The organism is Maricaulis sp. (genome assembly GCF_015665295.1).
In the GTDB taxonomy this organism is placed as follows: domain Bacteria; phylum Pseudomonadota; class Alphaproteobacteria; order Caulobacterales; family Maricaulaceae; genus Maricaulis.
In genome coordinates this window covers 1-22,216 of the sequence record NZ_JADFAJ010000033.1, presented here as the reverse complement: position 1 = coordinate 22,216, position 22,216 = coordinate 1, and the positions used below count along the sequence as shown (strand labels likewise).

Annotated in this window: 11 protein-coding genes and 1 pseudogene; 9 read left to right on the top strand and 3 right to left on the bottom strand. The window is 64.4% G+C overall.

Going from position 1 to position 22,216, the window contains the following annotated elements; translation table 11 throughout:
* Both QZZ02_RS13410 and QZZ02_RS13405 read left to right on the top strand, forming a co-directional pair.
* Positions 1–228 (top strand): annotated as a pseudogene (locus tag QZZ02_RS13410) (efflux transporter periplasmic adaptor subunit); the annotation flags it as partial.
* Entirely contained in the window at positions 225–3,347 is a 3,123-nt protein-coding gene (locus QZZ02_RS13405) for an efflux RND transporter permease subunit (protein WP_291845135.1), read from the top strand. The pseudogene QZZ02_RS13410 and the gene QZZ02_RS13405, both read left to right, overlap by 4 nt.
* A 6-nt stretch (positions 3,348–3,353) precedes the next feature.
* Here the strand turns inward: QZZ02_RS13405 and QZZ02_RS13400 are convergent, their stop codons facing one another.
* From QZZ02_RS13400 to QZZ02_RS13390, 3 genes are all read right to left on the bottom strand, one after another.
* The gene (locus QZZ02_RS13400) at positions 3,354–4,148 is read right to left on the bottom strand and encodes an enoyl-CoA hydratase-related protein (RefSeq protein ID WP_291845133.1); all 795 of its coding nucleotides are present in this window, start codon (positions 4,146–4,148) and stop codon (positions 3,354–3,356) included.
* An 80-nt stretch (positions 4,149–4,228) separates the two neighbouring features.
* Positions 4,229–6,802 (bottom strand): glycoside hydrolase family 3 protein, encoded by a 2,574-nt coding sequence (locus QZZ02_RS13395; protein ID WP_291845132.1) that lies wholly within the window; start codon positions 6,800–6,802, stop codon positions 4,229–4,231.
* A gap of 10 nt (positions 6,803–6,812) precedes the next feature.
* The gene (locus QZZ02_RS13390; protein WP_291845131.1) at positions 6,813–8,735 is read right to left on the bottom strand and encodes a glycoside hydrolase family 9 protein; all 1,923 of its coding nucleotides are present in this window, start codon (positions 8,733–8,735) and stop codon (positions 6,813–6,815) included.
* A 328-nt stretch (positions 8,736–9,063) separates the two neighbouring features.
* Here QZZ02_RS13390 and QZZ02_RS13385 point away from each other — a divergent pair, with 328 nt between their 5' ends.
* From QZZ02_RS13385 to QZZ02_RS13355, 7 genes are all read left to right on the top strand, one after another.
* Positions 9,064–11,385 (top strand): glycoside hydrolase family 3 N-terminal domain-containing protein, encoded by a 2,322-nt coding sequence (locus tag QZZ02_RS13385; RefSeq protein ID WP_291845130.1) that lies wholly within the window; start codon positions 9,064–9,066, stop codon positions 11,383–11,385.
* On the top strand, positions 11,385–12,413 hold the full coding sequence (locus QZZ02_RS13380) for an SMP-30/gluconolactonase/LRE family protein (protein ID WP_291845129.1): 1,029 nt from the start codon (positions 11,385–11,387) through the stop codon (positions 12,411–12,413). Before QZZ02_RS13385 ends, QZZ02_RS13380 begins: the two co-directional genes overlap by 1 nt.
* Positions 12,404–13,768 (top strand): gluconate:H+ symporter, encoded by a 1,365-nt coding sequence (locus QZZ02_RS13375; RefSeq protein ID WP_291845127.1) that lies wholly within the window; start codon positions 12,404–12,406, stop codon positions 13,766–13,768. Before QZZ02_RS13380 ends, QZZ02_RS13375 begins: the two co-directional genes overlap by 10 nt.
* Positions 13,769–13,791: 23 nt before the next feature.
* Positions 13,792–15,144 (top strand): glycoside-pentoside-hexuronide (GPH):cation symporter, encoded by a 1,353-nt coding sequence (locus QZZ02_RS13370; protein ID WP_291845126.1) that lies wholly within the window; start codon positions 13,792–13,794, stop codon positions 15,142–15,144.
* 49 nt (positions 15,145–15,193) lie between these two features.
* Complete coding sequence (locus QZZ02_RS13365) at positions 15,194–16,228, top strand: LacI family DNA-binding transcriptional regulator (RefSeq protein ID WP_291845125.1); 1,035 nt, start codon at positions 15,194–15,196, stop codon at positions 16,226–16,228.
* Positions 16,229–16,382: 154 nt separating this feature from the next.
* Positions 16,383–17,909 carry an MFS transporter gene (locus tag QZZ02_RS13360; protein WP_291845124.1) on the top strand — a complete coding sequence of 509 codons (1,527 nt, stop codon included), beginning with the start codon at positions 16,383–16,385 and terminating at the stop codon, positions 17,907–17,909.
* A 204-nt stretch (positions 17,910–18,113) separates the two neighbouring features.
* Positions 18,114–22,216: choice-of-anchor D domain-containing protein (locus QZZ02_RS13355; protein ID WP_291845123.1), on the top strand; the 4,103-nt coding region annotated here is incomplete at its 3' end.

Below are 22,216 nucleotides of genomic sequence, written 5' to 3'. Positions count from 1 at the left end.
GAAAGTCCGGAGGGCGTCATTGCCCGCCAGCGGACGATCGAACTGGGTCGCCGAACCGGTACCATGGTCGAAGTGCTCGATGGCCTCGAGGTCGGAGAACGCATCATTTCAGAAGGCGTTCACCGCATTCGGGACGGTGCCCCTGTCGCAATTACCCGCGAGACGAGCCTTGGCGCCGATGGCGTCATGGCCGGCATCGCCGCGGCGGGGAGCGGCGCAGCGCAATGACACTCTCCGATATTGCCGTTCGTCGCCCGGTTCTGGCCTTTGTTTTCTGTGCCCTGATAGTTGTTTTCGGTGTGCTGGGCCTGCGCGGTCTGCCTCTGCGCGAGCTGCCGGATGTCGACCGGCCGGTCGTGTCGGTCTCGGCCGATTATCCCGGCGCCAATGCAGAAGTTGTCGAGAACCGCGTCACCCAGATCATCGAAGACCAGCTCTCCGGCATTGACGGGGTGGAGACGATCACCTCGTCCTCGCGCGACAGCTCGTCCCGCGTCACCATCACTTTCGCGCTGGACCGGAATATCGAAGCTGCCGCGAATGATGTGCGTGACGCCGTCTCGCGCATCATCGACCGCCTTCCCCAGGATGTGGAACAGGTCGAGGTCCGCAAGCAGGACAGCGATGCCCGGCCCTTTATCTGGTATAATCTCCTGTCCGACCGGATGACTTCGGAGGAACTGTCCGACTACGCCGAACGCTCCCTGGTCGACCGTTTCTCCGTGATCGATGGCGTTGCCCAGGTGCGGATTGGCGGACAGCGCCGCTATTCCATGCGGATCTGGCTCGACCCGCAGGCCATGGCCGCGCGCGGTGTCACCGTTGCCGATATCGACGGCGCGCTGCGCAGCCAGAATGTCGAAGTGCCCGGCGGCTCGGTCGAAACGCCCGACACCCAGATCGTGGTGCGGGTCGAGCGCCTGTTCTCTGACCCTGATGCTTTCGCCCGTTTGCCGATCGCGCGTACCGGCGAGGGACATGTGGTGCGACTGGCGGAGGTGGCGGACGTCGAACTCGCCGCCGAAGAACCGCGCACCCTGTTCCGCGGCAATGGCCAGAACATGATCGGACTCGGCTTCGTTCGCCAGAGCCAGGCCAATTCGGTCGAGGTTGCCGATGCCATCGCCGTCGAGGCGGACCGCGTCCGCATGACCTTGCCCGAGGGCATGGAGCTGATCTCGGCTTCGGACGATACCGTCTTCATCGAGGAATCGATCAAAGAGGTCTGGCGCACCCTGGCGATCGCCGCGACGCTGGTCGTGCTGGTGATCTATCTTTTCCTCGGCAGTCTGCGCGCCGCGATCATCCCGGCTGCCGTGGTGCCGGTCTGCCTGATCGGCGTCTTTGCCGTGCTTGCTGCGGCCGGCTTTTCGATCAACATCCTGACCCTTCTGGCCCTGGTCCTCGCGATTGGCCTGGTCGTCGACGATTCCATCGTTGTGCTGGAGAATATCCAGCGTCGGGTCGATCTCGGCGAACCGCCGGCGCTGGCATCCTTGCGCGGTGGCCGGCAGGTCTTTTTCGCGGTGATCGCAACGACGGCCGTCCTCGTTGCCGTCTTCGTTCCGCTGGTCTTCCTGCCCGGTTTCATCGGCCGCATCTTCACCGAGCTGGCGCTGACGATTGCCGGGGCCGTGGTGCTTTCGAGTTTCGTGGCGCTGACCCTTTCACCGATGATGGCCTCCAAGCTCCTGCGTCCGAGCGGTGAAGCGAAAGGTCTGGCGAAATGGGTCAACACCCTCGTCAATGCGGCCCGGCGCTCCTATCGCGACAGTCTCGAGATCGCGCTGAAAATGCCGCTCCTGATCGTCCCCTTTGTGGCGGTGGCAATGGCCGGTTCGGCCTTCCTGCTTGACCGGCTCCCCGCCGAGCTGACGCCACCGGAAGATCGTGGATCTTTCTTCGGCCGCTTTGCCGGTCCGGAAGGTGCGAGCTTCGACTACATGTCGCAACAGGCCGACCAGGTCGAGGCCATAGCGATGGAATATGTCGATGCCGGCGAGCTGCGCCGCGTGCTGGTGATCTCGCCCGGCTGGGGCGGCAGCGGGTTCAATTCCGGCTTTGTGATCGGCACGATGACCGATTGGGACGAACGCCGCGCGGGTAGCGAGATCATGCGGGAACTCAATGGCCGTCTCGGTCAACTGACCGGGGTGCAGGCCTTCGCCTCAATGCGGTCCTCGCTGGGCGGCGGCGGGGGCGGCGATGACGTGCAGTTCGTCCTGCAAGGCCCTGACTATGGCAGCCTCGACCGCCAGGCCGAGCGCCTTATGGCTGCTATCCGCGAAGGCAATCCGGGCCTGATGCGGGCCCGCAAGGACTACGAGCCGACCAGTCCGCGCCTGATCGTCGACATCAATCGCGAGCGGGCCGCTGATCTGGGCGTTTCCGTCGCCGAGATCGGCCAGACACTGCAGACCCATCTCGGCTCCCGCCGGGTTGGTCAGTTCATCGACCGCGGTGAGGCCTACAATGTCATCCTCGAGAACCGGCGCGAGGAACGCTCTAGCGCCCAGGATCTGGAAACACTCTATGTGTCAGGTCGTGGCGGACAGATGATCCCGCTCTCCAATCTTGTCGAGTTGAGCGAGGTCGGTGAAGCCTCCTCCCGCAACCGCGTCGATCGCCAGCGCGCAGTCACGGTCTCGGCGACGCTGGCGGAGGGCTATACGCTCGGCGAGGCAGTCGGTTGGCTCGACGCCTGGGCGCAGAGCGACCTGCCGCCGGAAATGAGCACGACCTATCTGGGCGGCGCCAAGGAATTCCTGAACGCCAATTCCGCGATCCTGTTTGCCTTCGGCATGGCGCTTCTGATCGTCTTCCTGGTGCTTGCCGCGCAGTTTGAAAGCCTGATCCAGCCGCTGGTGATCATGCTGACCGTGCCGCTTGCCGTCGCTGGAGGCCTGTTCGGGCTCGAACTTGTTGGCTCCAGCCTCAATATCTATTCCCAGATCGGTCTGGTGATCCTGATCGGTCTCGCTGCCAAGAACGGCATCCTCATCGTCGAATTCGCCAACCAGCTGCGCGAGACGGGGCGTGATCTGCGGACGGCCACGCTGGATGCCGCCGAGACCCGCTTCCGTCCGATCCTGATGACGGGCATCTCGACGGCGATCGGAGCCTTCCCGCTGGTCATCGGTTCCGGCCCGGGCGCAGAAAGCCGCATCACGATCGGGGTGGTGATCTTTGCGGGCGTGACTGTGGCGACCCTCTTCACCCTGTTCGTGATCCCTGTGGCCTACGGCGTGCTGGGGCGCTTCACCAAGACGCCGAACTGGGTCTCCCGCCAGCTCGAGGAAGAAGCCCGGGCGGCTGGCGGCGACAGTATTGAAACGCCGGCGGAATAGTCCCGCTCAGTTACGTCCGGTGAAGTCTGGCGGGCGCTTGTCCAGGAAGGCCTGATAGCCTTCCTGGAAGTCCGCGCTCCGAAAGGCATCCAGGAAAAGCTGGCGGGTTTCGTGGGTATCGCTGTCAACACCCTGACGGATCAGATGGATCACCCGCTTGATGGCCCGCGCCGACCCGGTTGACCGCGACAGCATGGTCTCGACATAGGCGCCGACTTCCGCGTCCAGTGCGTCCGGTTCGAAGCATCGATTGACCAGGCCGATATCCAGCGCTTCAGCCGCATCGATCAGTCGGGCCGAGTACAGCAGGTCCTTGGCGACCGATACGCCGACCGCATCGATCAGTCGCTTGGTGTCGTTCAGCGTGTAGGCCAGACCCAGCTTCGCCGGGGTGATCCCGAACCGTCCGTCCGAGGCGGTAAAGCGCAGGTCGCAGGACAGGGCCAGCCCGCATCCGCCGCCGATACAGGCGCCGCGAATGACAGCGAGGGTCGGCTTGGGAAAATGGGCCAAAGCATCCAGCCCCGCCGCGATGGAGCGTGTATAGGCCGCCGCCGCATCGGCAGTGGCATAGACAGTGTTGAACTCCGAAATATCGGCGCCCGCTGTGAAGGCGCCCCCGGCACCGCGCACAACGAGCAGCTTGATGCTGTCGTCTGCTGCGGCCTCATCCAGCAAGTCCGGCAGGCATGACCACATCGCCGCATTGAGCGCGTTGCGCCGCTCGGGCCGGTTGAGGACCAGTTCGGCATGATGAACATGGCGGTCCAGATAGAGGGGCGCGTTGGTCACGGCGGTCACGGGGCATCTCCGGGCTGGCGGACAGGTTTCCTATCTGCGCCAGCCCGGGCCAGTCCGGCAAGCCGGTGATGGTTTCGCTGTCAGTTTGCCGCGTCACCGCAGGTTCGCAAGGCGTCGGTGTCGGATTCCAGCCGGATCTCGCTGACGCCGATTTCACCGCCGCCATCGTGCAGGGTGAGAATGAAGGCGGAACTGATCGCCTGCATGTTCACGCCCTCATCGGCGAAGCAATTGAGCGAGATGCGGTATTCGCTCCAATTGCCCTGGATGATGGTGATCGGGACGCTGGCTTCGCACTCGTCGTCTGCCGTGCAGCCAATGCCGACCTCGACCTGTTCCGGGGCATTGCCGAAGGCGCGGGCGTGGAAGGCAAGCTCCATGGCGCCATTGGCCTGCCGCTCGAGATCGACCGGTTCGGCTGAATCGAGGCGCAGCCCCGTCATGCCGGACTGCCAGATAACATGCAGGGAATCCTCCTGGGCCGTGCGATCGGTCGCCAGCACCTGGATCCCGACGAGATCAACCGGCAATGAGTCGGCTGATGCGCTGTCCCGGCCCGACCAGATCGACGCCTGCCAGGGCGCAACGGCCTGGCCGCGCGTGTAGTAGGTGCCGTCCGGTGCACTGTCGCCATCGGCAAGGCCGGAAACCTCCGACAGGGCCGCCAGCGTGCCATCATCGCCAAAGTCGAGCCCATAGCCGAGCGGGAAAAGCGGCGCGTAGTCCCGATCGCCCGGGTTGAGCGGTTCGCCCAGCGCATCGCCCGGCCAGGAGTAGGGCAGGCGACCGGTGAAATCGAAGTCGGGATCGATGCGGAACAGCATGTCGGCAATACCGCCGCCTTCGCTGCCTGGCAGCCAGGCTGCGACGAAGGCGTCCGACGCGTTGATTTCCGGATTGGCCCACATCGGACGGCCCGACAGGAAGACAGAGACGACCGGTGTGCCGTCGGCGCCCAGTTCGGCGAGGCGCGCGGTGTCGAAACCGGCGGGCACGAAGTCGAGATGTTCGCGATCGCCCTGGAATTCGGCATAGGGGTTCTCGCCATAGACCGCGATGACGACATCGGCGATGGCGCCGGATGTACCGTCCGGATCATGGATCACGCTGCCGCCGGCGGCTTCCACGGTCTCGCGGATGCCGTCGAGGATGGTCTGGCCATTGGGGAATTCCGAATTGGCGTGACCGCCGCCTTGCCAGGACAGGGTCCAGCCGCCGGACGCCTTGGCGATATCATCCGCGCCATCGCCGACCACAAGCACAGTGAGGCCGGGATCAAGCGGCAGGGTCTGGCTGTCATTCTTCAAAAGGACGAGGCTTTCGCGGACCGCCTGACGAGCGATCGCGCGGTGCTCCGGCGCGGCGAGGATGTCGGCATTGCCGGCCAGCGGGCGGTCGCTCGGCTGCTGGACTTCGAAAATGCCCGAATTAATTTTCACCCGCAGGATGCGACGCACAGCGTCGTCCAGTCGTTCCTCACTGATCACGCCGGAGCGGACATGGGCGAGGGTGGAGTGGTAGAGCTCGCGCCAGCTGTCGGGCGCCATGTACATGTCGAGCCCGGCATTGAAGGCGTCCGGGCAGTCAGTGGAGGTACAGCCTAGGATCAGCCCGTGCCCGTTCCAGTCACCGACGATGAAGCCCTGGAATCCGAACCGGTCCTTCAGGACACCGGTCAGCAACGCTTCATTGCCGTGCATGGGTTGGCCCCACCAGCTGGAGAAGGAGGCCATGACCGTCTGCACCCCGGCCGGGATGGCGGTCAGATAGCCGGCGGCATGGATATCGCGCAGCTCGGCCTCGGAGATCTGCGCATCGCCCTGGTCGCGGCCGTTCGCTGTGCCGCCATCGGCGAGAAAATGCTTGGCGCTGGAGATGACATGACCGGCCGACATGAAGTCATCCGTGCCGGGACGCCCCTGCAGCCCGAACACGATCCGGTCGCCATAGGCGGCGACAATGGCCGGGTCTTCCGAGAAGCCTTCATAGGTGCGGCCCCAGCGGTCATCCTGTGGCACGGCGAGGGTCGGCGCGAAGGTCCAGTCATGACCGGAAACCGAGAGCTCGCGGGCGGTGACCCGATAAATTTCCTCGATCAGGTCCGGATTTCGTGCCGCGCCGAGCCCGATATTGTGCGGGAAGACGACGGCGCCACGCAGATTGGCGTGACCATGGACTGCGTCGATCCCCCAGATGATCGGGATCGCCGTCTCGACGCCGTCCGGGTCGATCGAGGCGTTGAAATAGGCGTCGGCTGCTTCCAGCCATGTCTCGGTGTCGGCATAGGGCAGGGGGCCGGGCGCCGAATTGCCGCCGCTGAGCACCGAGCCGAGCCGGTATTCGCGCACTTCGTCCGGTGTCACCGAACCGCTGTCGGCTTGGATCACCTGACCGACTTTCTGCTCGATCGTCATCGTCGCCATGATCGCATCGATCCGGGCCTCGACTTCCGGGTCGAGCGGCGGCGGGATGATTTCCGGCCAGAGCTCGGGATGGATGACGCCATCGGCGGCGACCGTGTCGGTTATCGTTGCGGATGTTTCCGCAGTGTCCTGCGCGGCACGGGCTTCATCGCTGGCCTGGCACGCCCCCAGTGCGAGCATGGAAAGCAGTGAGGCGGTGGTGAGGCAGCGGGTACGGGTCAGTCGGGTCATTGTGATGTCCTCAATCCGTGTCAGTCATGGCGTGGGTGGTGTCGAGGAAGGCCGCGATCCAGAACAGTGGCGCGTTCCAGTTGATCGCAACCTCGTTGAGGGCATAAGCGCGGTGGTCGTCGCTCCAGCAGGCCTGCGCTGCGCACTGGCCCCGCATCTCGCTCGCCACCGGATCACTCATATTTGTGGCATTGGGGCCGCCGGAAATGGCACCGGGCGGCGCTGGCGGGAACTCCGGATCGGCACCGGCGGCCCAGAAACGGTGATGCGGATGGCGCATGGCGCGCTCGCCATAGCCGGCAATATAGGACTGGTCGAGCGCGTTGCGGCCGAGCAGATAGTCCATCGCGTCAATGACGCCATTGCGATAGCGGGCGTCGCCTGTGATGTCGTGAGCGACGGCGAGAACGATGCCGCGATTGGCGAGGTTGCCGTTTGATCCCCAGACGTACTGGTCCGGGCTGAAGGGGAAGGCGTAGCCCTCGGCCTCGCGATGCACGAGATAGGTCTCCGCGGTGTCGAGAACCTGCTGCCGGGCTGCGGCGTCCAGCGCAGGGTCGTCAGTCCCGGCGGTCAGCAGGGTCAGGGCCGGCAAAAGGTCGACGGCCGGCCAGGCGATTGTCGCACCACGGACTTGCAGTATGGCTGCCTCGGCCGGTGTCTCCGCTTCGCCCTGCAGATCGGCCAGATAGCGGGCCTCTCCGGTAGTGATGTAGAGTTCCGTGGCCGCCCAAGCGAATTCATCCTCGAGGCGGAAATCGCCATAGGCGCCACCGCCTCCGAAATTGGCGTAGGCGAAAATGTCCGGATGGGCTCTGGCGGCAGCATAGGCGCGCCGTGCGGCCGCAAGGCTCCGGTTGGCGAACGCCGGATCGATCTCGCTCCAAAGCCGGGCCGCCTGAGCGGCCGCAGCGGCGAGGTTCAGACTGGCGGCAGTGGAGGGCGGCAGTAGGAAGCGCTCCTCATGCGTGTCCGACGGCAGGATGGGCAATGGCAGCCAGGCACGTTCATGAACCTTGTGATGGACTAGCCCGCCCGCCGCGATTTCGGTCAGCTGCAGGGGTTCGCTGCCGTTCTGGCGACCGAGCGGAACCGACAGCATGGCGCCTTCCGGAACCTGCATGGTGAGCATGAATTCCAGCTGCCAGCGCGCCTCGTCGAGAATGTCGGAGACGCCATTGCCATTCTCCGGCATCGGCGCGCGCCCATCAGCCCAGATTGCGGCGATGGCCGCGGGTTGGTGGTTCAGGCGTTCGACGAAATTCTGCAGCGTCCAGACGGCAATGCCGCCATTGACTACATATTTGCCGTAATCCCCAGCATCGGCCCAACCGCCGGTTACGTCGAGGCGGTAGTCACATCCCGGCCACGCATTGCCGGCCTCGTCGGTGCCGTGGAAACAGGTCGGCGTGCTGTGCGGGAAGCCGGCTTCGCGGGCCCATGCCTCACCCTGTACGAAGGCGGCATCAACCGGTGTTCCCAGGCGGTTATGGTAAAAATAGGTCAGGCTGTCGACGCTGAGCTGGTCGAAGGGGCGTTCGGCAATGCTGAACGCCCGGCTGGCAGCGGAGCAAGCTTCGATACGATAGCCGTCCCCCGCCTCATCGAAACCGGAAAGGTCGATCTGGTGCACGGCGTCGGCTGACGTCGGATTGGCGCCGAAGACCATGGTCATGCCCTCCGCCCGGATGTTCCCCGACGCATCGAGAAGCCGCCAGGCAACGGGCGCATCATGACCCGTCCTCAGGATGGCCAGCTTGCGAGCGCCGGTCTCAAAGCCGATCTGGCCGAGGCGAATGGCAGGCGCGTCGCCGGGCAAGGCGGCGGACGGGGTGCACGGGGTGGCGGCGCTGGCCGATGCGGCGAGCAGGGCCAGTGCCAGACTGCCCAGTGCGATCGCCGGACCGCGGTTCTCTTTGGCCCACTGCAGCATTGTTTCCCCCACTTCGCTGTTGCGCCTGTTTGGTGCGTCGAGTTGGGACGACCGGTTTGCCTGATGGCCGCGATCATCCGTCTCCTGCCTTGACAGGCGTCGTTCTTGGCGTGAAGTTGTCAGGAATTGACAACGCTGTCAACGGCGGTCGACGGGGAGGATAGGCATGACAATTCGAGCATTTGGCATTGCCTGGCATCCGTGTCCGGCCACCGGTCCTGCGGGTCAATTGTGCTGGCTCCTGGCCGGTTCCCTATCCCTCTGAACTCAGCGCCGGAGCGCCTTCGCGGCGCTCCGGTTTCTTTCCGCCGCAGGCCAGGCAGGTTCCATGAAATTGCATATTCCAGCACTCGCCGCTGCCGCGGTGCTCGCCGCGTGCCAGCCGGTCGATTCCAGCCCGGTGACTGAATCAATCGCATTGTCTCAAGCCACTCCCGTCGAGACCTGGTCGCCTCGAGTGACACGCCTGTTGGCCGAGATGTCTCTGGCGGAGAAGCTTGGCCAGCTGAACCAGGTAGCCGGAGGCCGGTCCCGAAATCTCAATTCCCGCCTCACACCGGACGAGCTCGACCGGGTCCGTCGCGGTGAGATCGGGTCCTACCTGCATGTCGCGGGGGCCGCGCCACTGGGCGAATTGCAACGGGTCGCCGTCGAAGAAAGCCGGCTTGGAATTCCGCTGATGTTCGCCATGGATGTGGTCCACGGCTATCGCACCATCTTCCCGGTCCCGATCGCAATGGCCAGCAGCTGGGACCCGGCCGATCTCGAGGCCGCAAGCCGTATTGCCGCCGATGAGGCGAGCGCGGCAGGCCTGCACTGGACCTTTGCTCCCATGATCGACATTGCCCGCGACCCGCGCTGGGGCAGGATCGTCGAGGGCGGCGGCAGTGACCCCTATCTCGGATCACGCCTTGCCGTGGCGCAGGTTGCCGGCTTCCAGGGTGGCGATCTGGCGGCTGGTGCCACGATTATGGCGACGGCCAAGCATTTCGGTGCCTATGGCGCTCCGACCGGAGGGCGGGACTACGGGACGGCAGACCTGTCCGAGCGCAGCCTGCACGAGGTCTACCTGCCGCCCTTCCATGCTGCCAGCGCCGCCGGGAGCGGCTCGATGATGACCGCATTCAACGACATCGCGGGCGTGCCCAGCACGGCCAATGAACACCTGATCGACGACGTGCTGCGCGCCCGCTGGGGCTTCGAGGGCATGATCGTGAGTGACTGGAATGCAGTTGCCGAGCTGATCAATCATGGAGTGGCCGAAACCCGGGTCCAGGCGGCGGCTCTCGCCTTGCGGGCGGGCGTCGACATGGACATGACCAGCACGGTTTTTGCCGATGATCTTGCTGCTGCGATCGAGGCTGAGCCGGCGCTGATGGCTGATCTCGACCGCGCTGTTGCACATGTGCTGACTGCCAAGGAGCGGCTCGGCCTTTTTGACACGCCGATGGCCTATCACAATGCCCAGCGCGAGGCCGACGTGATGCTGACGGCCGCGTCGCGGGCCGAGGCCCGCCGTATCGCCGCGCGCAGTCTCGTCCTCCTGCAAAACCGCAATGACACCTTGCCTTTGGGCGAAGGGCGCGGACGGATTGCCGTGATCGGGGCGCTGGCGGAGGATGCCTCCACCCAGCTCGGTTCCTGGCGGGCCCGCGGGACGCCGGATACTGTCATCTCCCTGCTTGACGGCCTGCGCGACGAATCGCCTGATGGCTTCGATGTCCGCTACGCACCGGGTACCGAACCGGGCAGCGATGACCTGTCGGGTATAGTGGCGGCTGTCGCCGAGGCCGAGGCGGCGGATCATGTCATCCTGGTTGTCGGCGAGGACTATGACCTGTCGGGCGAGGCGCGAAGCCGGTCCGACATTTTCATGCCGGCCAGCCAGCGTGCCCTGGCCAGCGCCATTCTCGACACCGGCAGGCCCGTCACCGTGGTGCTGGTCAGTGGTCGACCCTTGGCCATCCCCGATATCGCCGAGCGCGCCGACGCTGTCCTTGCAAGCTGGATGCTGGGTGTCGAGGCCGGTCCGGCCCTGGCTGACGTGATTTATGGCCGGATCTCCCCGGCTGGCCGCCTCCCGGTCTCCTTTCCGCGCACGACCGGGCAGGCGCCTTTCACCTATTCTGAATATCCCGGTGGGCGCCCGGCGGATCCCGACCTGTCGCGAGACAGCAACCGTTTCCACGACCTGCCGATCACGCCGCTTTATGCCTTTGGCCACGGGCTGAGCTATGCGTCGTTTGAGTATGGCGCGATCGAGCTCGACCGGCCGGAGGTCGCGCCAGGCGAGACGGTGCGCCTGTCGGTGCCGGTAACCAATACGGGCAGCCGCACGGCCGACGAAGTTGTGCAGCTCTACATGCGCGACCCCGTCGCCTCGGTGGCCCGCCCGCGGATCGAATTGCGCGGCTTTGTCCGCGTCGAACTGGCGGCGGGCGAGACCCGGACAGTGACCTTCGAGCTCGATCCGGCCCAGTTTGCCATCTTTGAGGCGCCGGGCGTCTGGCGCATCGAGGCTGGCGCAATCGATCTCAGCGTCGGCGCATCATCCGCCGACCTGCGCCAGTCCGCCCGTCTGATGATCAGCGGGGTCGGCATCTCCGACCGGCCCGCCGCCGCCATTGCCACCCGGATCGAGGTCAATTGATGCCGACACGCCGTACCCTGCTGGCCGGTGCGACCGCCAGCCTCGTCGTGGGCGCCTGCTCGCGCATCTCGAATGCCGTCGAACCGGCAAGCGGCCAGATCATGATCGAGCGCCTTGATGCGCGCCTCGACGCGCTGATCAGTCCCGATGCGACGGCAGACCTTCTTGGGACCGGCTATCAATGGGCCGAGGGCCCGGCCTGGGACCGCCGGCGGTCCTGCCTTTATTTCACCGACGTGCCGGGCAATCGCGCCTATCGCTGGCGGCCCGGGGGGGATGTGGAAACCTGGCTTGACCCGTCCGGCATCCCCGCTTCAGAGGCGGCCGGATTCCGTGAACCCGGTGCCAACGGTCTGTGGATGCGCGCTGACGGGCAATTGCTTGCTTGTATTCATGGAACGCGTTCAGTCGTCTCGATTGATCCGGACAGCCAGGTCCGTACTCCGCTCGCGACCGCGTTCGCGGGGCAGCGCTTCAACTCGCCCAATGATCTCGTCGAGGCGGCAGACGGTACGATCTACTTCACCGACCCGCCCTATGGGCTTGCAGGGCTGGACGCGTCGCCGCTCAAGGAAATGGCGGCCAATGGCGTCTATCGGCGGCGACCGACTGGCGAGATCGAGCGCCTGCTGGATGACATGACCTTCCCCAACGGGATCGCCCTTTCTCCCGATGAGCGCCGTCTTTACGTCGCTCAATCCGACCCCGAGGCCCAGATGATCCGCGTGCTGGGGCTTGATCCGGCCGGCGCGGTCGAGAGCGACGCAATCTTCTTCAATGCCGAGGGGCTCGACGGGCCGGGCCTGCCGGACGGCATGGCGGTCGACCGGACGGGCAATCTCTTTGCGACCGGGCCGGGCGGCATCCTGGTGCTGGGACCGGACGGGGCCCTGCTCGGACGTATCCTCACCGGGCGCGGGACGGCGAATTGTGCCTTCGGGGGCGAGGGCGGTGGTGAGCTTTTCATCACTGCGCAGGATCGCTTGCTGCGTGTCGAAACGCGAAGCCGGGGCGTGCAATGGAGCTAGGCGCGCTCCTGGTTGAATACCGGCCGCTTCTGGCCACTCTCGCGGCGATCGCGGCGCTGCTGGTGCTGATCCTGCGGGCGCGCATGCCGGCCTTCGCGGCATTGATCCTGGTCAGCTGTTTCGCGGCGATCGCGGCCGGGCTGGCACCGCAGGCGGCCTTTGACACGATCACGCGGGGCATGGGCGGCACGCTCGGCTTTGTGGCCATCGTCATCGGGCTGGGGGCGCTGTTCGGTGTGATCATCGAGCGATCCGGCGGCCTGGAACGCCTGGCCGGCCGATTGCTGGCGGGGCGAACGCCGGCGGGTGGTCGCTGGCTGATGGGCGGGCTCGGCCTTCTGGCCTCGATCCCGGTTTTTTTCGACGTCGCCCTGATCATCCTCGCGCCGCTCGTTTTTGCCTTTGCGCGAAAGACCGGGCGTGCAGCGCTGACCTTCGGCCTGCCGCTCGCCTGCGGCCTCGCAGTGGCACACAGCTTCATCCCGCCAACCCCGGGTCCGATTGCCGTTGCGGAAATCCTCGGCGCTGACCTCGGTCTCGTCATCCTGTTTGGTGCCGTGGCCGGCCTTCCGGCCCTGGGCCTGGCCGGGCCGCTCTATACCGGCTGGCTTGACCGGCGCGGCCTGCTTGGCGGGACCCAGGCGCCGGCGCCGTTGGCCGGCGAGACGGCGGAAATACCGGTGCGTGCGGGCGGCGCGGCCTGGGCCGCCAGCCTGATCTGCCTGCCCCTGGTCCTCATCCTGATCGGAACCCTGGCATCCGGCCTCGGGCTGGGTGGTCTGGCTGGCGACACGATTGCCTTTGTCGGTCACCCCTTCATGGCCCTGCTGATTGCCTGCGGGGCAACGATGTTGGTGTTCCGTCCCGCCGATGACGCCGCCCGCGCGCGGCTCCGGGAAGGGCTGGCCCGGGCGCTGGAGCCGACCGGGGCCGTCATCCTGGTGACCGGTGCTGGCGGGGCCTTCAAGCAGGTCCTCGTTGATACCGGCGCCGGTGCGCAGCTCGCCGGGGCTGCGACCGCGTTTGGTCTCGCTCCGTTGGTGGCCGGCTTCGTGCTGGCCCTGCTGGTTCGGGTCGCCCAAGGCAGCGCGACGGTGGCGATGATCACCGCGGCGGGACTGACGGCGCCGCTGGTCATCGCGGCCGGCCTGTCGCCTGCCGACACAGCCTTGTGCGTGATCGCCATTGCCGCCGGCGCGACCGCCCTGTCGCATGTCAACGACAGCGGCTTCTGGCTGGTCAGCCGGATTTTCGGGCTAAGTGAGCGCCAGACGCTGCGGAGCTGGACCGTGGCGACGCTGATCATCGGCCTTGCGGGTTTCGCCACGACGCTCATCCTGTCTCTTTTGGTCTGATGCCGGCCGGAAGGGGAGGCAAGTTGGCGGCTGCTAGCGAGCTTCGGCGCTATGCCGGCTACGGGATCGGTGATTTCGGTCTGAACATCTATTGGAACTCGCTCTCGCTGGTCCTGATGTTCTGGTATGCCGAAGTGGTCGGGCTCAGCCCGGCGGTTGCGGGCGCGATCTATTTCGTCGGCATGGCCTGGGATGCGGTGACCGATGCGGTCGTCGCCAGCCTCTCGGCGCGAACCCGGTCGCGTCATGGCACCTATCGCCCGCACATCCTGTTCGGCGGCGGTGCGCTGGGGCTCAGCTTCTGCCTCCTGTTCTGGATCCCGCCGCTGGATGGCATGGCGCTGATCGCCGTGTTGACAGCGGCCCATATCCTCTTCCGCACCGCCTACACGGTCGTTGCCGTTCCCTATTCCGCACTCGCCTCAAGGCTCAGCTATGACAGTGTCGAGCGGACCACCTTTTCCGGCGTGCGCATGTTCTTTGCCTTTGCCGGCCTGCTCACCGTATCCGGTCTGTGGTTTCCGCTGGTGCGTCATTTCGGCGGCGGCGAGGATACCGCAGCCGCCGGTTTCCAGATGGCCGCGGTGATCGGCGCCGTGATCGCCACTGTGGCACTTCTGCTGTGTTTTGCGGGCACCCGCGAGCGCCCGCCGCCCGGGCAATGTGCGACGGCCGAACCGCCCGGCATCTGGCGCTTCCTGCCCGCCATTCGCGACAACCAGGCTCTGGCCGTCTTGCTGGTGATGATCTTCCTGCAGTCCGGAGCCGTGGCGAGCCTTTTGATCCCGCTGAGTTTCTTCATCGAGGTCAATGCGCCGGTTTTTGCCCGCAAGGAGGTCGTAATGACCGCCTATGCCACGGCGACATTGGCCTCGATCCCGGTCTGGACGCTGTTCATCCGCCGCTTCGGCAAGAAGGCGGGCTGGACGCTGGCCTGTGTGCTGGCAATCCTGTGCGGGCTCGATCTCGCTGTCAGTGGCGCCCGCGTCGTGGCCGGCGTGCCGTTGCAGATCATCGGTTATGGCGGGGCATTCGGAGCGTTTGGCGTGCTGGTCTGGTCCTTCGTTCCGGACACCGTGGAATACGGCCAGTGGAAAACAGGCGAGCGCAATGAGGGGGCGGTGTTTGGCTCGGTCCTGCTGGTCCAGAAACTGTCCGGCGGCCTCATGGGGCTGTTCGTCGGCTTCATGCTGTCGCAGGTCGGTTACGACATCGATGCGACCACACAGAGTTCTGAAACCGTGGACGGAATTCGCTTTCACATCTTCCTGATGCCGTCCCTTTTGCTGGCCCTCTCGACACTGCTGATTCTGAAGTTACCATTGAATCGAGCCCTGCATGCCCGCATCGTTGGTCAGATCGACGGATCGCAATGACTTGCATGCGGGGTGTGATACGGATGCCGTCGCAGGTGGAGGCCGTGCCATGGCGAGGATGATCGACGTTGCCAACAAGGCTGGCGTTTCCATCAAGACCGTGTCGCGTGTTCTCAACAATGAGCCGCACGTCAAGGACGGCCTGCGCGAACAGGTCCGCGCTGCGGCAGCCGAAGTCGGCTATGTGCCGTCCACGACGGCGCGCGCACTGCGCAGCCGACGCTCCTATGCCATCCACCTGGTCAGCCACTCGCATCGTTCGGCCTATGTCAATGCGATCCAGTTTGGCGCTGTGCAGACCTGCCAGCAGCGGGGCTATCAGCTCATGGTGTCGCTGATGGAGGATTTGCGCGACATGCCCGAGGCGGATCTGGTCGCGCGCTTCGAGCAATTGATGGAAGCGACCAAGCCGGACGGGCTGATCCTGGTGCCGCCGCTGTCCAATGACGAGCGGCTGTACAAGGTCCTCGAACGGTTCGATGTGCCGGTTGCGCGGGTCGGCCCGAACAATCTGCCCGACGCGCGGATCATCGTGAAGATCAATGAGCGGGTGGCGGCGCGCGAACTGACCGAGCACCTGATTTCGCTCGGCCACCGACGCATCGCCTTTGTGCGCGGTGCGGAAGACCAGAACGCGACCCATGAACGTTATGCCGGTTACTGTGATGCGCTCGCCGGCGCCGGGATCGCGCTCGACAAGGCCCTGGTGCGTCCGGGCGATTTCAACTTCCCGACCGGTCTGGAAGCGGGTGACGCCCTGTTCGCCCTCGCAGACCGGCCAACGGCTGTGTTTGCCGCCAATGACGACATGGCGGCCGGCGTGCTGATGTCGGCGCACCGGCTTCGTATCGATGTGCCGCAGGACGTCTCGGTGGTGGGTTTTGATGATTCCGAGATCGCCGAGAAGATGTGGCCGGCCCTGACCACGGTGCGCCAGCCGCTCCTGACCATGGGCAATGAGGCGACGCGGCAATTGATTGATGCTGCCACCAATCAGCTGCCCGGCACCGAGGAAGTGCCGAATGAGTTTCTCGACTATGAGATCATCCACCGCGACTCGACCGGACCGGTCCCGCAGCGCTGAGCTGGGGCCGGTCGGTGCGGTCCGTGCCTGATGTTTTCGGACTGCGGATTCTCTCCCGTTTAATTTGACACCACCCTCCCGGCATACTCAGACTTGGAAAAAGTGACCGACCCGAAATAACAACAGGGATGGCCACCGTACTGGGAGGACAATCATGACCGCAGACGTGACGGCTGCTCCGGCCGCACCGAGTCCGCACGCGCCTGCCGGCGGACCCGAAACCGCGATCAAGCGGTCGACGATTTTCCTGCACGGCTCGCTCGCCCTTCCGCTGGCCGTTTATGGCTATCCGCTGGCGATCTGGCTGCCCGCCCACTATGCCGGTCAGCTCGGAATATCACTGCAGGCGATCGGCCTGATCATCATGATCGCCCGCTTCACCGATGTCTTCACCGATCCGTTGATGGGGGAGATTTCGGATCGTGGCCGGACCCGGTTTGGTCGCCGCAAGCCATACATCGCGCTGGGCGCGCCGGCGCTGATGGTCTCGGCCTGGTTCCTCTTTGTGCCGCCGGCCGATGCCGGAATTGTCTACTTCCTGGTCTGGCTGACGCTGTTCTTCGCCAGTGCGACCATGATCCAGATTCCGTTCCGGGCCTGGGGGGCGGAGCTGTCCTCGAATTACCATGCCCGTAGCCAGGTCACTGCTGCGCGGGAATTCTACTATCTGACCGGACTTCTGATGGCCGCCGCCGTGCCGATGGTGATCGAGATCTTTGCCGATGGCGGGGCGGTGACCGAGATTTTCTCGGCGATCTGGCGCGATGTGTCCGGCGCCTTCACCGGCGAGCTGATGACCCGCATTCCGACCAGTCGCGCAGCGCTTACAGGCCCGGTCCTGATGGGGCTTGCCATCGCCATCATCATATCGGTCCCGCTACTGTCAGGCCTGATCATCGCGACCGTCAAGGAGCCGCCGCCCGCCCTGCGCGAGCGCGTGCCGATGATCGAGGGCTTCCGGCATCTCTGGCGCAACGGGCCGATGCGCCGCGTGCTCATCATCGCCTTCCTGGTGATTGCCGGCGAGAGCCTTCGCAATGCCGTGTCGCTCTTTTTTATCCGCGACATCATCGGCATTCCGACCATCGGGGCGGCTTATTTCCTGTATTTCATCTCCGGTATCGCCGCCATCCCGTTCTGGCTCTGGCTGGGCAAGCGCATGGGCAAGCACCACGCCTTCATGGTGACGCTCGGCTTCGTCAGCGTGGTCAGCGCCTGCAATCTCCTGCTTGGTCGCGGCGACTATTTTGCCTTCTTCTGCCTCTTCCTGCTCAAGGGTTTTGCCTTTGGCGGCCTGCAATTCCTGCCGCTGGCGATGCTTGCAGATGTCGTGGACATCGACAGTGTCCGCTCCGGCGGACGTCGGGCCGGAACCTATTTTGCCGTGCTGGGCCTGTCGGAAAAACTCGCAGCCGCGATCTTCACCGGCATGGCGCTGGGGATTGTCGGAACGCTGGGCTATCAGGCGTCCGGCGATCTGGAGGCTTCCAGTGCGGTCGGGGTGTTGTCCCTGCGGCTGGTTTACTGTCTCGGGCCGATCGCGCTTTACGCGCTTTCCGTGCCCCTGATCTGGGGCTATCCGCTTACGCCGGACCGCCACGCCCGGTTGCATGCGGGCCTGGCAAGGAAGCTCGACAGGCGAGCCAGGGCTGCGGCAGCCAAACAGGCTGCAAGCCAATGACGAAGAAGCGCATTTAGAAACCTTGGTGGCGCGGGGACGAAGCGGCAGAAACTAAAAATATTCACGCATTGTCCCCGTTTGTCGCCTTTTGCTTCCGTTCGATCCGGTCTAGTGTCGGCCTGATTTGCTCCCATCGCGTGGTCGTCTGGATCGCGCAGGTGGAGATTTGGCTGGGCGTTTCGGCGTTCGCAGGGGGATTTCGAGATGTTTGACCGGCTCAATTTTTTGCGTGATGGCTGTTTTCAGCTCGTGCGCGGTGCTGCCCTGGCCACAATGTCTGCGGGTATCCTCTTCGGTGCTGCAGCTGGCGCGCAGACCGACGGTCAGCCCTTGGTGAGTGCGAGTCTCAGCGACGCCACGCCCGAGCTCGGCAATCCGGGGCAGCTGCTGGCCGGTGACACGCTTCGTTATCAGCTCTCCATCTTGGATTTTTCGCTCAACGACGATTTTTCGGGTTTCGAATTCAGTTTCGATCTCGGCGATGCCTATGCCGGAATCACGGTCGGGTCGGCGAATCCAAATGGTTATACGAACAGCTGCGGCGGTTCGATCGATCTCGCGCAAGGCAATGAAACCGTCACCCATACCGGCGGCGCGATCAGTAGTGGCTTTGCAACATCATGCAGCATCTCCTTCAATGTTTCGGTGCCTAGCACTATTCCCGAAGGCGTCTATACGCTCTCCGGCGGCCGATTGATCGGCTTTGCCACCGGCACCACGAATGCGGCGTTCGACATCGCCATCCCCGATGCGAGCTTTACCGTCGTCGCCGATACGACGGGGCCGAGCACCGTTGTTGCCGTCCCCGGCAGCTTCCTGCCGAATGCTCCCTTCACAATGGGCATTGTCTTCAATGAGCCGGTTGATGGCTTCACCATTAGTGATATCAGCGTGACCGGTGCGACGCTGAGCGATTTTGTCGTCGGGAATCCTGATGCCGAATCCATCGGTGATTATGAGAGGAGTTACTCCGTCACCGTGACGCCAACCGGCGCCGGTACCGTGTCGCTCAGTGTCGGTGCCGGAGCGGCCCAGGATGAGGCCGACAATGACAGTTCGGCCGCGTCGGTTGACGTCGAGATCATTGAGCCGGCCGATCTCTCGGTCGAGTTTGTCGACAGCCCGGTCGACGCCGCCGATATCACCACCCTGCGCTACACGATCACCAATACCAGCGGCACCAATGCCATGTCCGGCGTTCGCGTCGATCTGAATCTCGCCAACATCATCAGCACCATGGCAGCGTCGGGCGCCTTGCCGGGCACGCCTTGTGGCGGGAGTTCGTCAATCACCGGCACCACGAACCTCATCTTGACAGGCGGCGACATTGCGGCCGGGGGTTCGTGCACATTCGACGTGAATGTCCAGGTGCCGGCAGCAGCTGAAGCCGGGTCCTATGCCGGGCCCACCGCGAATTTTCAGTACACGATTGATGGCGTGGCAGTCACGGCGGACTCCATCTCGGTCGCGCTGGCGATTGCCGGTGCCGAGGGCAGTGGCGCACCGCTCCTTTTCAGTGCCGGATTTCTGACGTCTCCGATCCTGGACGACGGCACGTCGACAATCGAATTCTCAATCGCGCCGGCCGAAGGAACAGACGCAACCGATCTCGCTTTCACGCTGGATCTGGATTCGGTCATCTCAGGCATGGTGGCCGTCGATCTGCCGCTCGCCGATGCGTGCGGTACGGGCTCTTCGGTGAGCGGGACATCCATCATCACGCTTGCAGGTGGTAATCTCCTGGAGGGCGAGACCTGCACCTTCCAGGTCGATGTGACTCTGCCCGGCGGCGTCGCCGGTGGCGGGTATGTCTTTCAAACCAGCAATCTGACCGGCAATGCCGATGACGGCGATGCCATCACCGCGATCAATGCGGACCCGGCATCGGATACGCTGACCGTGCTGTCCATCGTGCCGTCCGTTACCATCACCGGCCCATCGGCCGATGTCGGGGGCGACTTCATCATTGAAATCCGTTTTGGCGAGCCGATCACCGGCTTTGATGTGAGCGAGCTGAGCGTGACGAACGGTGTGGCGTCCGCCCTGTCCGCCGATGCCGGCCTGGACTTCACCGCGACCATTACCCCGGCAGGCCCGGGTGCTGTCACAGTCGAATTGCCAGCCGATTCCGTGCTCGATGCCGATCTCAACGGCAATACGGTGTCCAACCTCTTCAGCGTGACTGCGGTCACGCCGGAACCGGAAATCGCCGTGACCGGCCTCGGTGTGAGCATCGTCGATGGCGATTCGACCCCCAACACCATTGACGGAACGTTGCTCGGGTCGACCGATACGTTGGCCGGCTCGATCACCCGCACATTCGTTATCGAGAACTCCGGCACGGGCGCGCTCACCCTGTCCGGCGGACCCGATTTCGTGGCCATCAGCGGTGCCGATGCCGCCGACTTCTCGGTCGCGACCCAACCGGCAAGCCCGATTGCGGCAGGCGGCAGCTCGAGCTTCCAGATTTTGTATGATCCGTCTGCCGTCGCCACGGACAGCGTGACCCTGACCATTCTCAGCGATGACGCGGATGAAGCGACTTTCACCTTCGATATCTCCGGCACTGGCGTTGCCGCTCCGGAAATCAATCTGACCGGTAATGCGGTCAGCATCCCTGATGGCGATGGCTCGCCCAGTGCGACCGACGACACGCTCTTCGGTGAGGTCAATCTCGGTGAGTCGCTCGCCCGCACATTCACCATTGAGAATACTGGCAGCGCCGTGCTGACCCTGGGCACCAATGCGGTCCAGCTCGATCAGCCGGGCGATGATTTCACGGTGACTTCCCAGCCGGCGACCACGGTCGCGGCGGGATTGTCCACGACGTTCGAGATCACCTTCGCGCCGACCGTATATCCCGAACAGCAGGTCTCGGTCCTTATCAGCAATGATGACAGCAATGAGAACCCCTACAATTTCGGCATTTCCGGTGAAGGCGCCGGCGGGCCCGATGTCAATCTGACCGGGCTTGGCCTGACGATTGCCGACGAGGATGCTTCGCCGAGCGCCAATGACGGGACGGATTTTGGTTCGACGAATGTTGGCGTAGCCGCGTTCCGCACTTTTGTGATCGAGAATAATGGCACCACCGACCTGGTTCTTTCTGTCGCGCCGGCGGATCGCGCCGGCGACACGGTCGGCTCGACCCTTGTCGATGTCTTCGGGGACTCCGATTTTTCCATGGTCAGCCAGCCAACCAGCCCGATTGTGGCAGGCAGCAGCGCCAGCTTTATCGTCCAGTATCTCCCGACCTCCACCGGGGCGACGGCAGCCACGACGCTCGCCTTCGGCACGGATGATTTCGATACGCCGCGCTATGACTTTGCGATCACCGGCTTTGCCACGACGCCTGAGATCGATGTGCTCGGCGAAGGTCTCTCAATTGCTGATGCCGACGCCACACCACGTGGCGACGACGGCACACTGTTCGCCAGCCTCAACGAAGATTCCGGCACCGATAGCCAGACCTTTACAATCGAGAACAATGGCGACGGTCCGCTGACCCTCGGCGCTGATGCCGTCTCGATTTCCGGTGCGGCTTCCGGGGATTTTTCGGTGACGACGCAGCCGGCCACCAGTGTCGCCGCCTCGGGATCGACCACGTTCACAATCGAGTTTGACCCGACGACGACCGGGACACGTTCCGCCACGATCAACATTGCCAATGATGACCTCGACGAGGCGCCCTACAGCTTTGGTGTTGAAGGCGAGGGGCTGGATATCACCGCGCCGACCGGCTTCGCGGTTGCCTTCGATGACAGCCTGATAAATGCCGCCGAGGCGGGTTCGATTTCATTCAGCTTCACCGGTGCGGAGGTCGGTTCGACCTATGCCTACGCCATCTCCAGTGCCGGCGGCGGGACAGACGTAACCGCGTCGGGCGTGATAGCGACTGCGACCGATACGATTTCGGGTATTGATGTCTCCGCGCTTGGCGATGGCGAGTTGACGCTGAGCGCTACGCTCACCGATATTTTCAGCAATGAATCCGATCCGGAAACCGATACGACTGATCTCGACCAGGCGGCTCCGGACCTGGCGATTGCCGGTCCGTCCGCGACGCAGGTCGGTGCCTTTACGGCGACCTTCACCTTCACCGAAGACGTCACCGGCTTCACTGTCGGTGATATCGATGTCGGCAATGGCGCCGCGTCGGGTTTCACGGCGACTTCCGCCAGCGTCTACACCGCCACGATCACACCGGCCGCTGACGGCACAGTGACCGTCGATGTCGCCGCGGCCGTTGCTGTGGATGCTGCGGGCAACGACACGACGGTTGCGACCCAGTTCTCGGTCGAGGCTGA

Excerpts from the sequence above, each read along its gene's own strand:
- QZZ02_RS13405 (WP_291845135.1), top strand. The coding sequence starts at position 225 with ATGACACTCTCCGATATTGCCGTTCGTCGCCCGGTTCTGGCCTTTGTT.
- QZZ02_RS13395 (WP_291845132.1), bottom strand. The coding sequence starts at position 6,802 with ATGACCCGACTGACCCGTACCCGCTGCCTCACCACCGCCTCACTGCTT.
- QZZ02_RS13390 (WP_291845131.1), bottom strand. The coding sequence starts at position 8,735 with ATGCTGCAGTGGGCCAAAGAGAACCGCGGTCCGGCGATCGCACTGGGC.
- QZZ02_RS13385 (WP_291845130.1), top strand. The coding sequence starts at position 9,064 with ATGAAATTGCATATTCCAGCACTCGCCGCTGCCGCGGTGCTCGCCGCG.
- QZZ02_RS13380 (WP_291845129.1), top strand. The coding sequence starts at position 11,385 with ATGCCGACACGCCGTACCCTGCTGGCCGGTGCGACCGCCAGCCTCGTC.
- QZZ02_RS13375 (WP_291845127.1), top strand. The coding sequence starts at position 12,404 with ATGGAGCTAGGCGCGCTCCTGGTTGAATACCGGCCGCTTCTGGCCACT.
- QZZ02_RS13365 (WP_291845125.1), top strand. The coding sequence starts at position 15,194 with ATGGCGAGGATGATCGACGTTGCCAACAAGGCTGGCGTTTCCATCAAG.
- QZZ02_RS13360 (WP_291845124.1), top strand. The coding sequence starts at position 16,383 with ATGACCGCAGACGTGACGGCTGCTCCGGCCGCACCGAGTCCGCACGCG.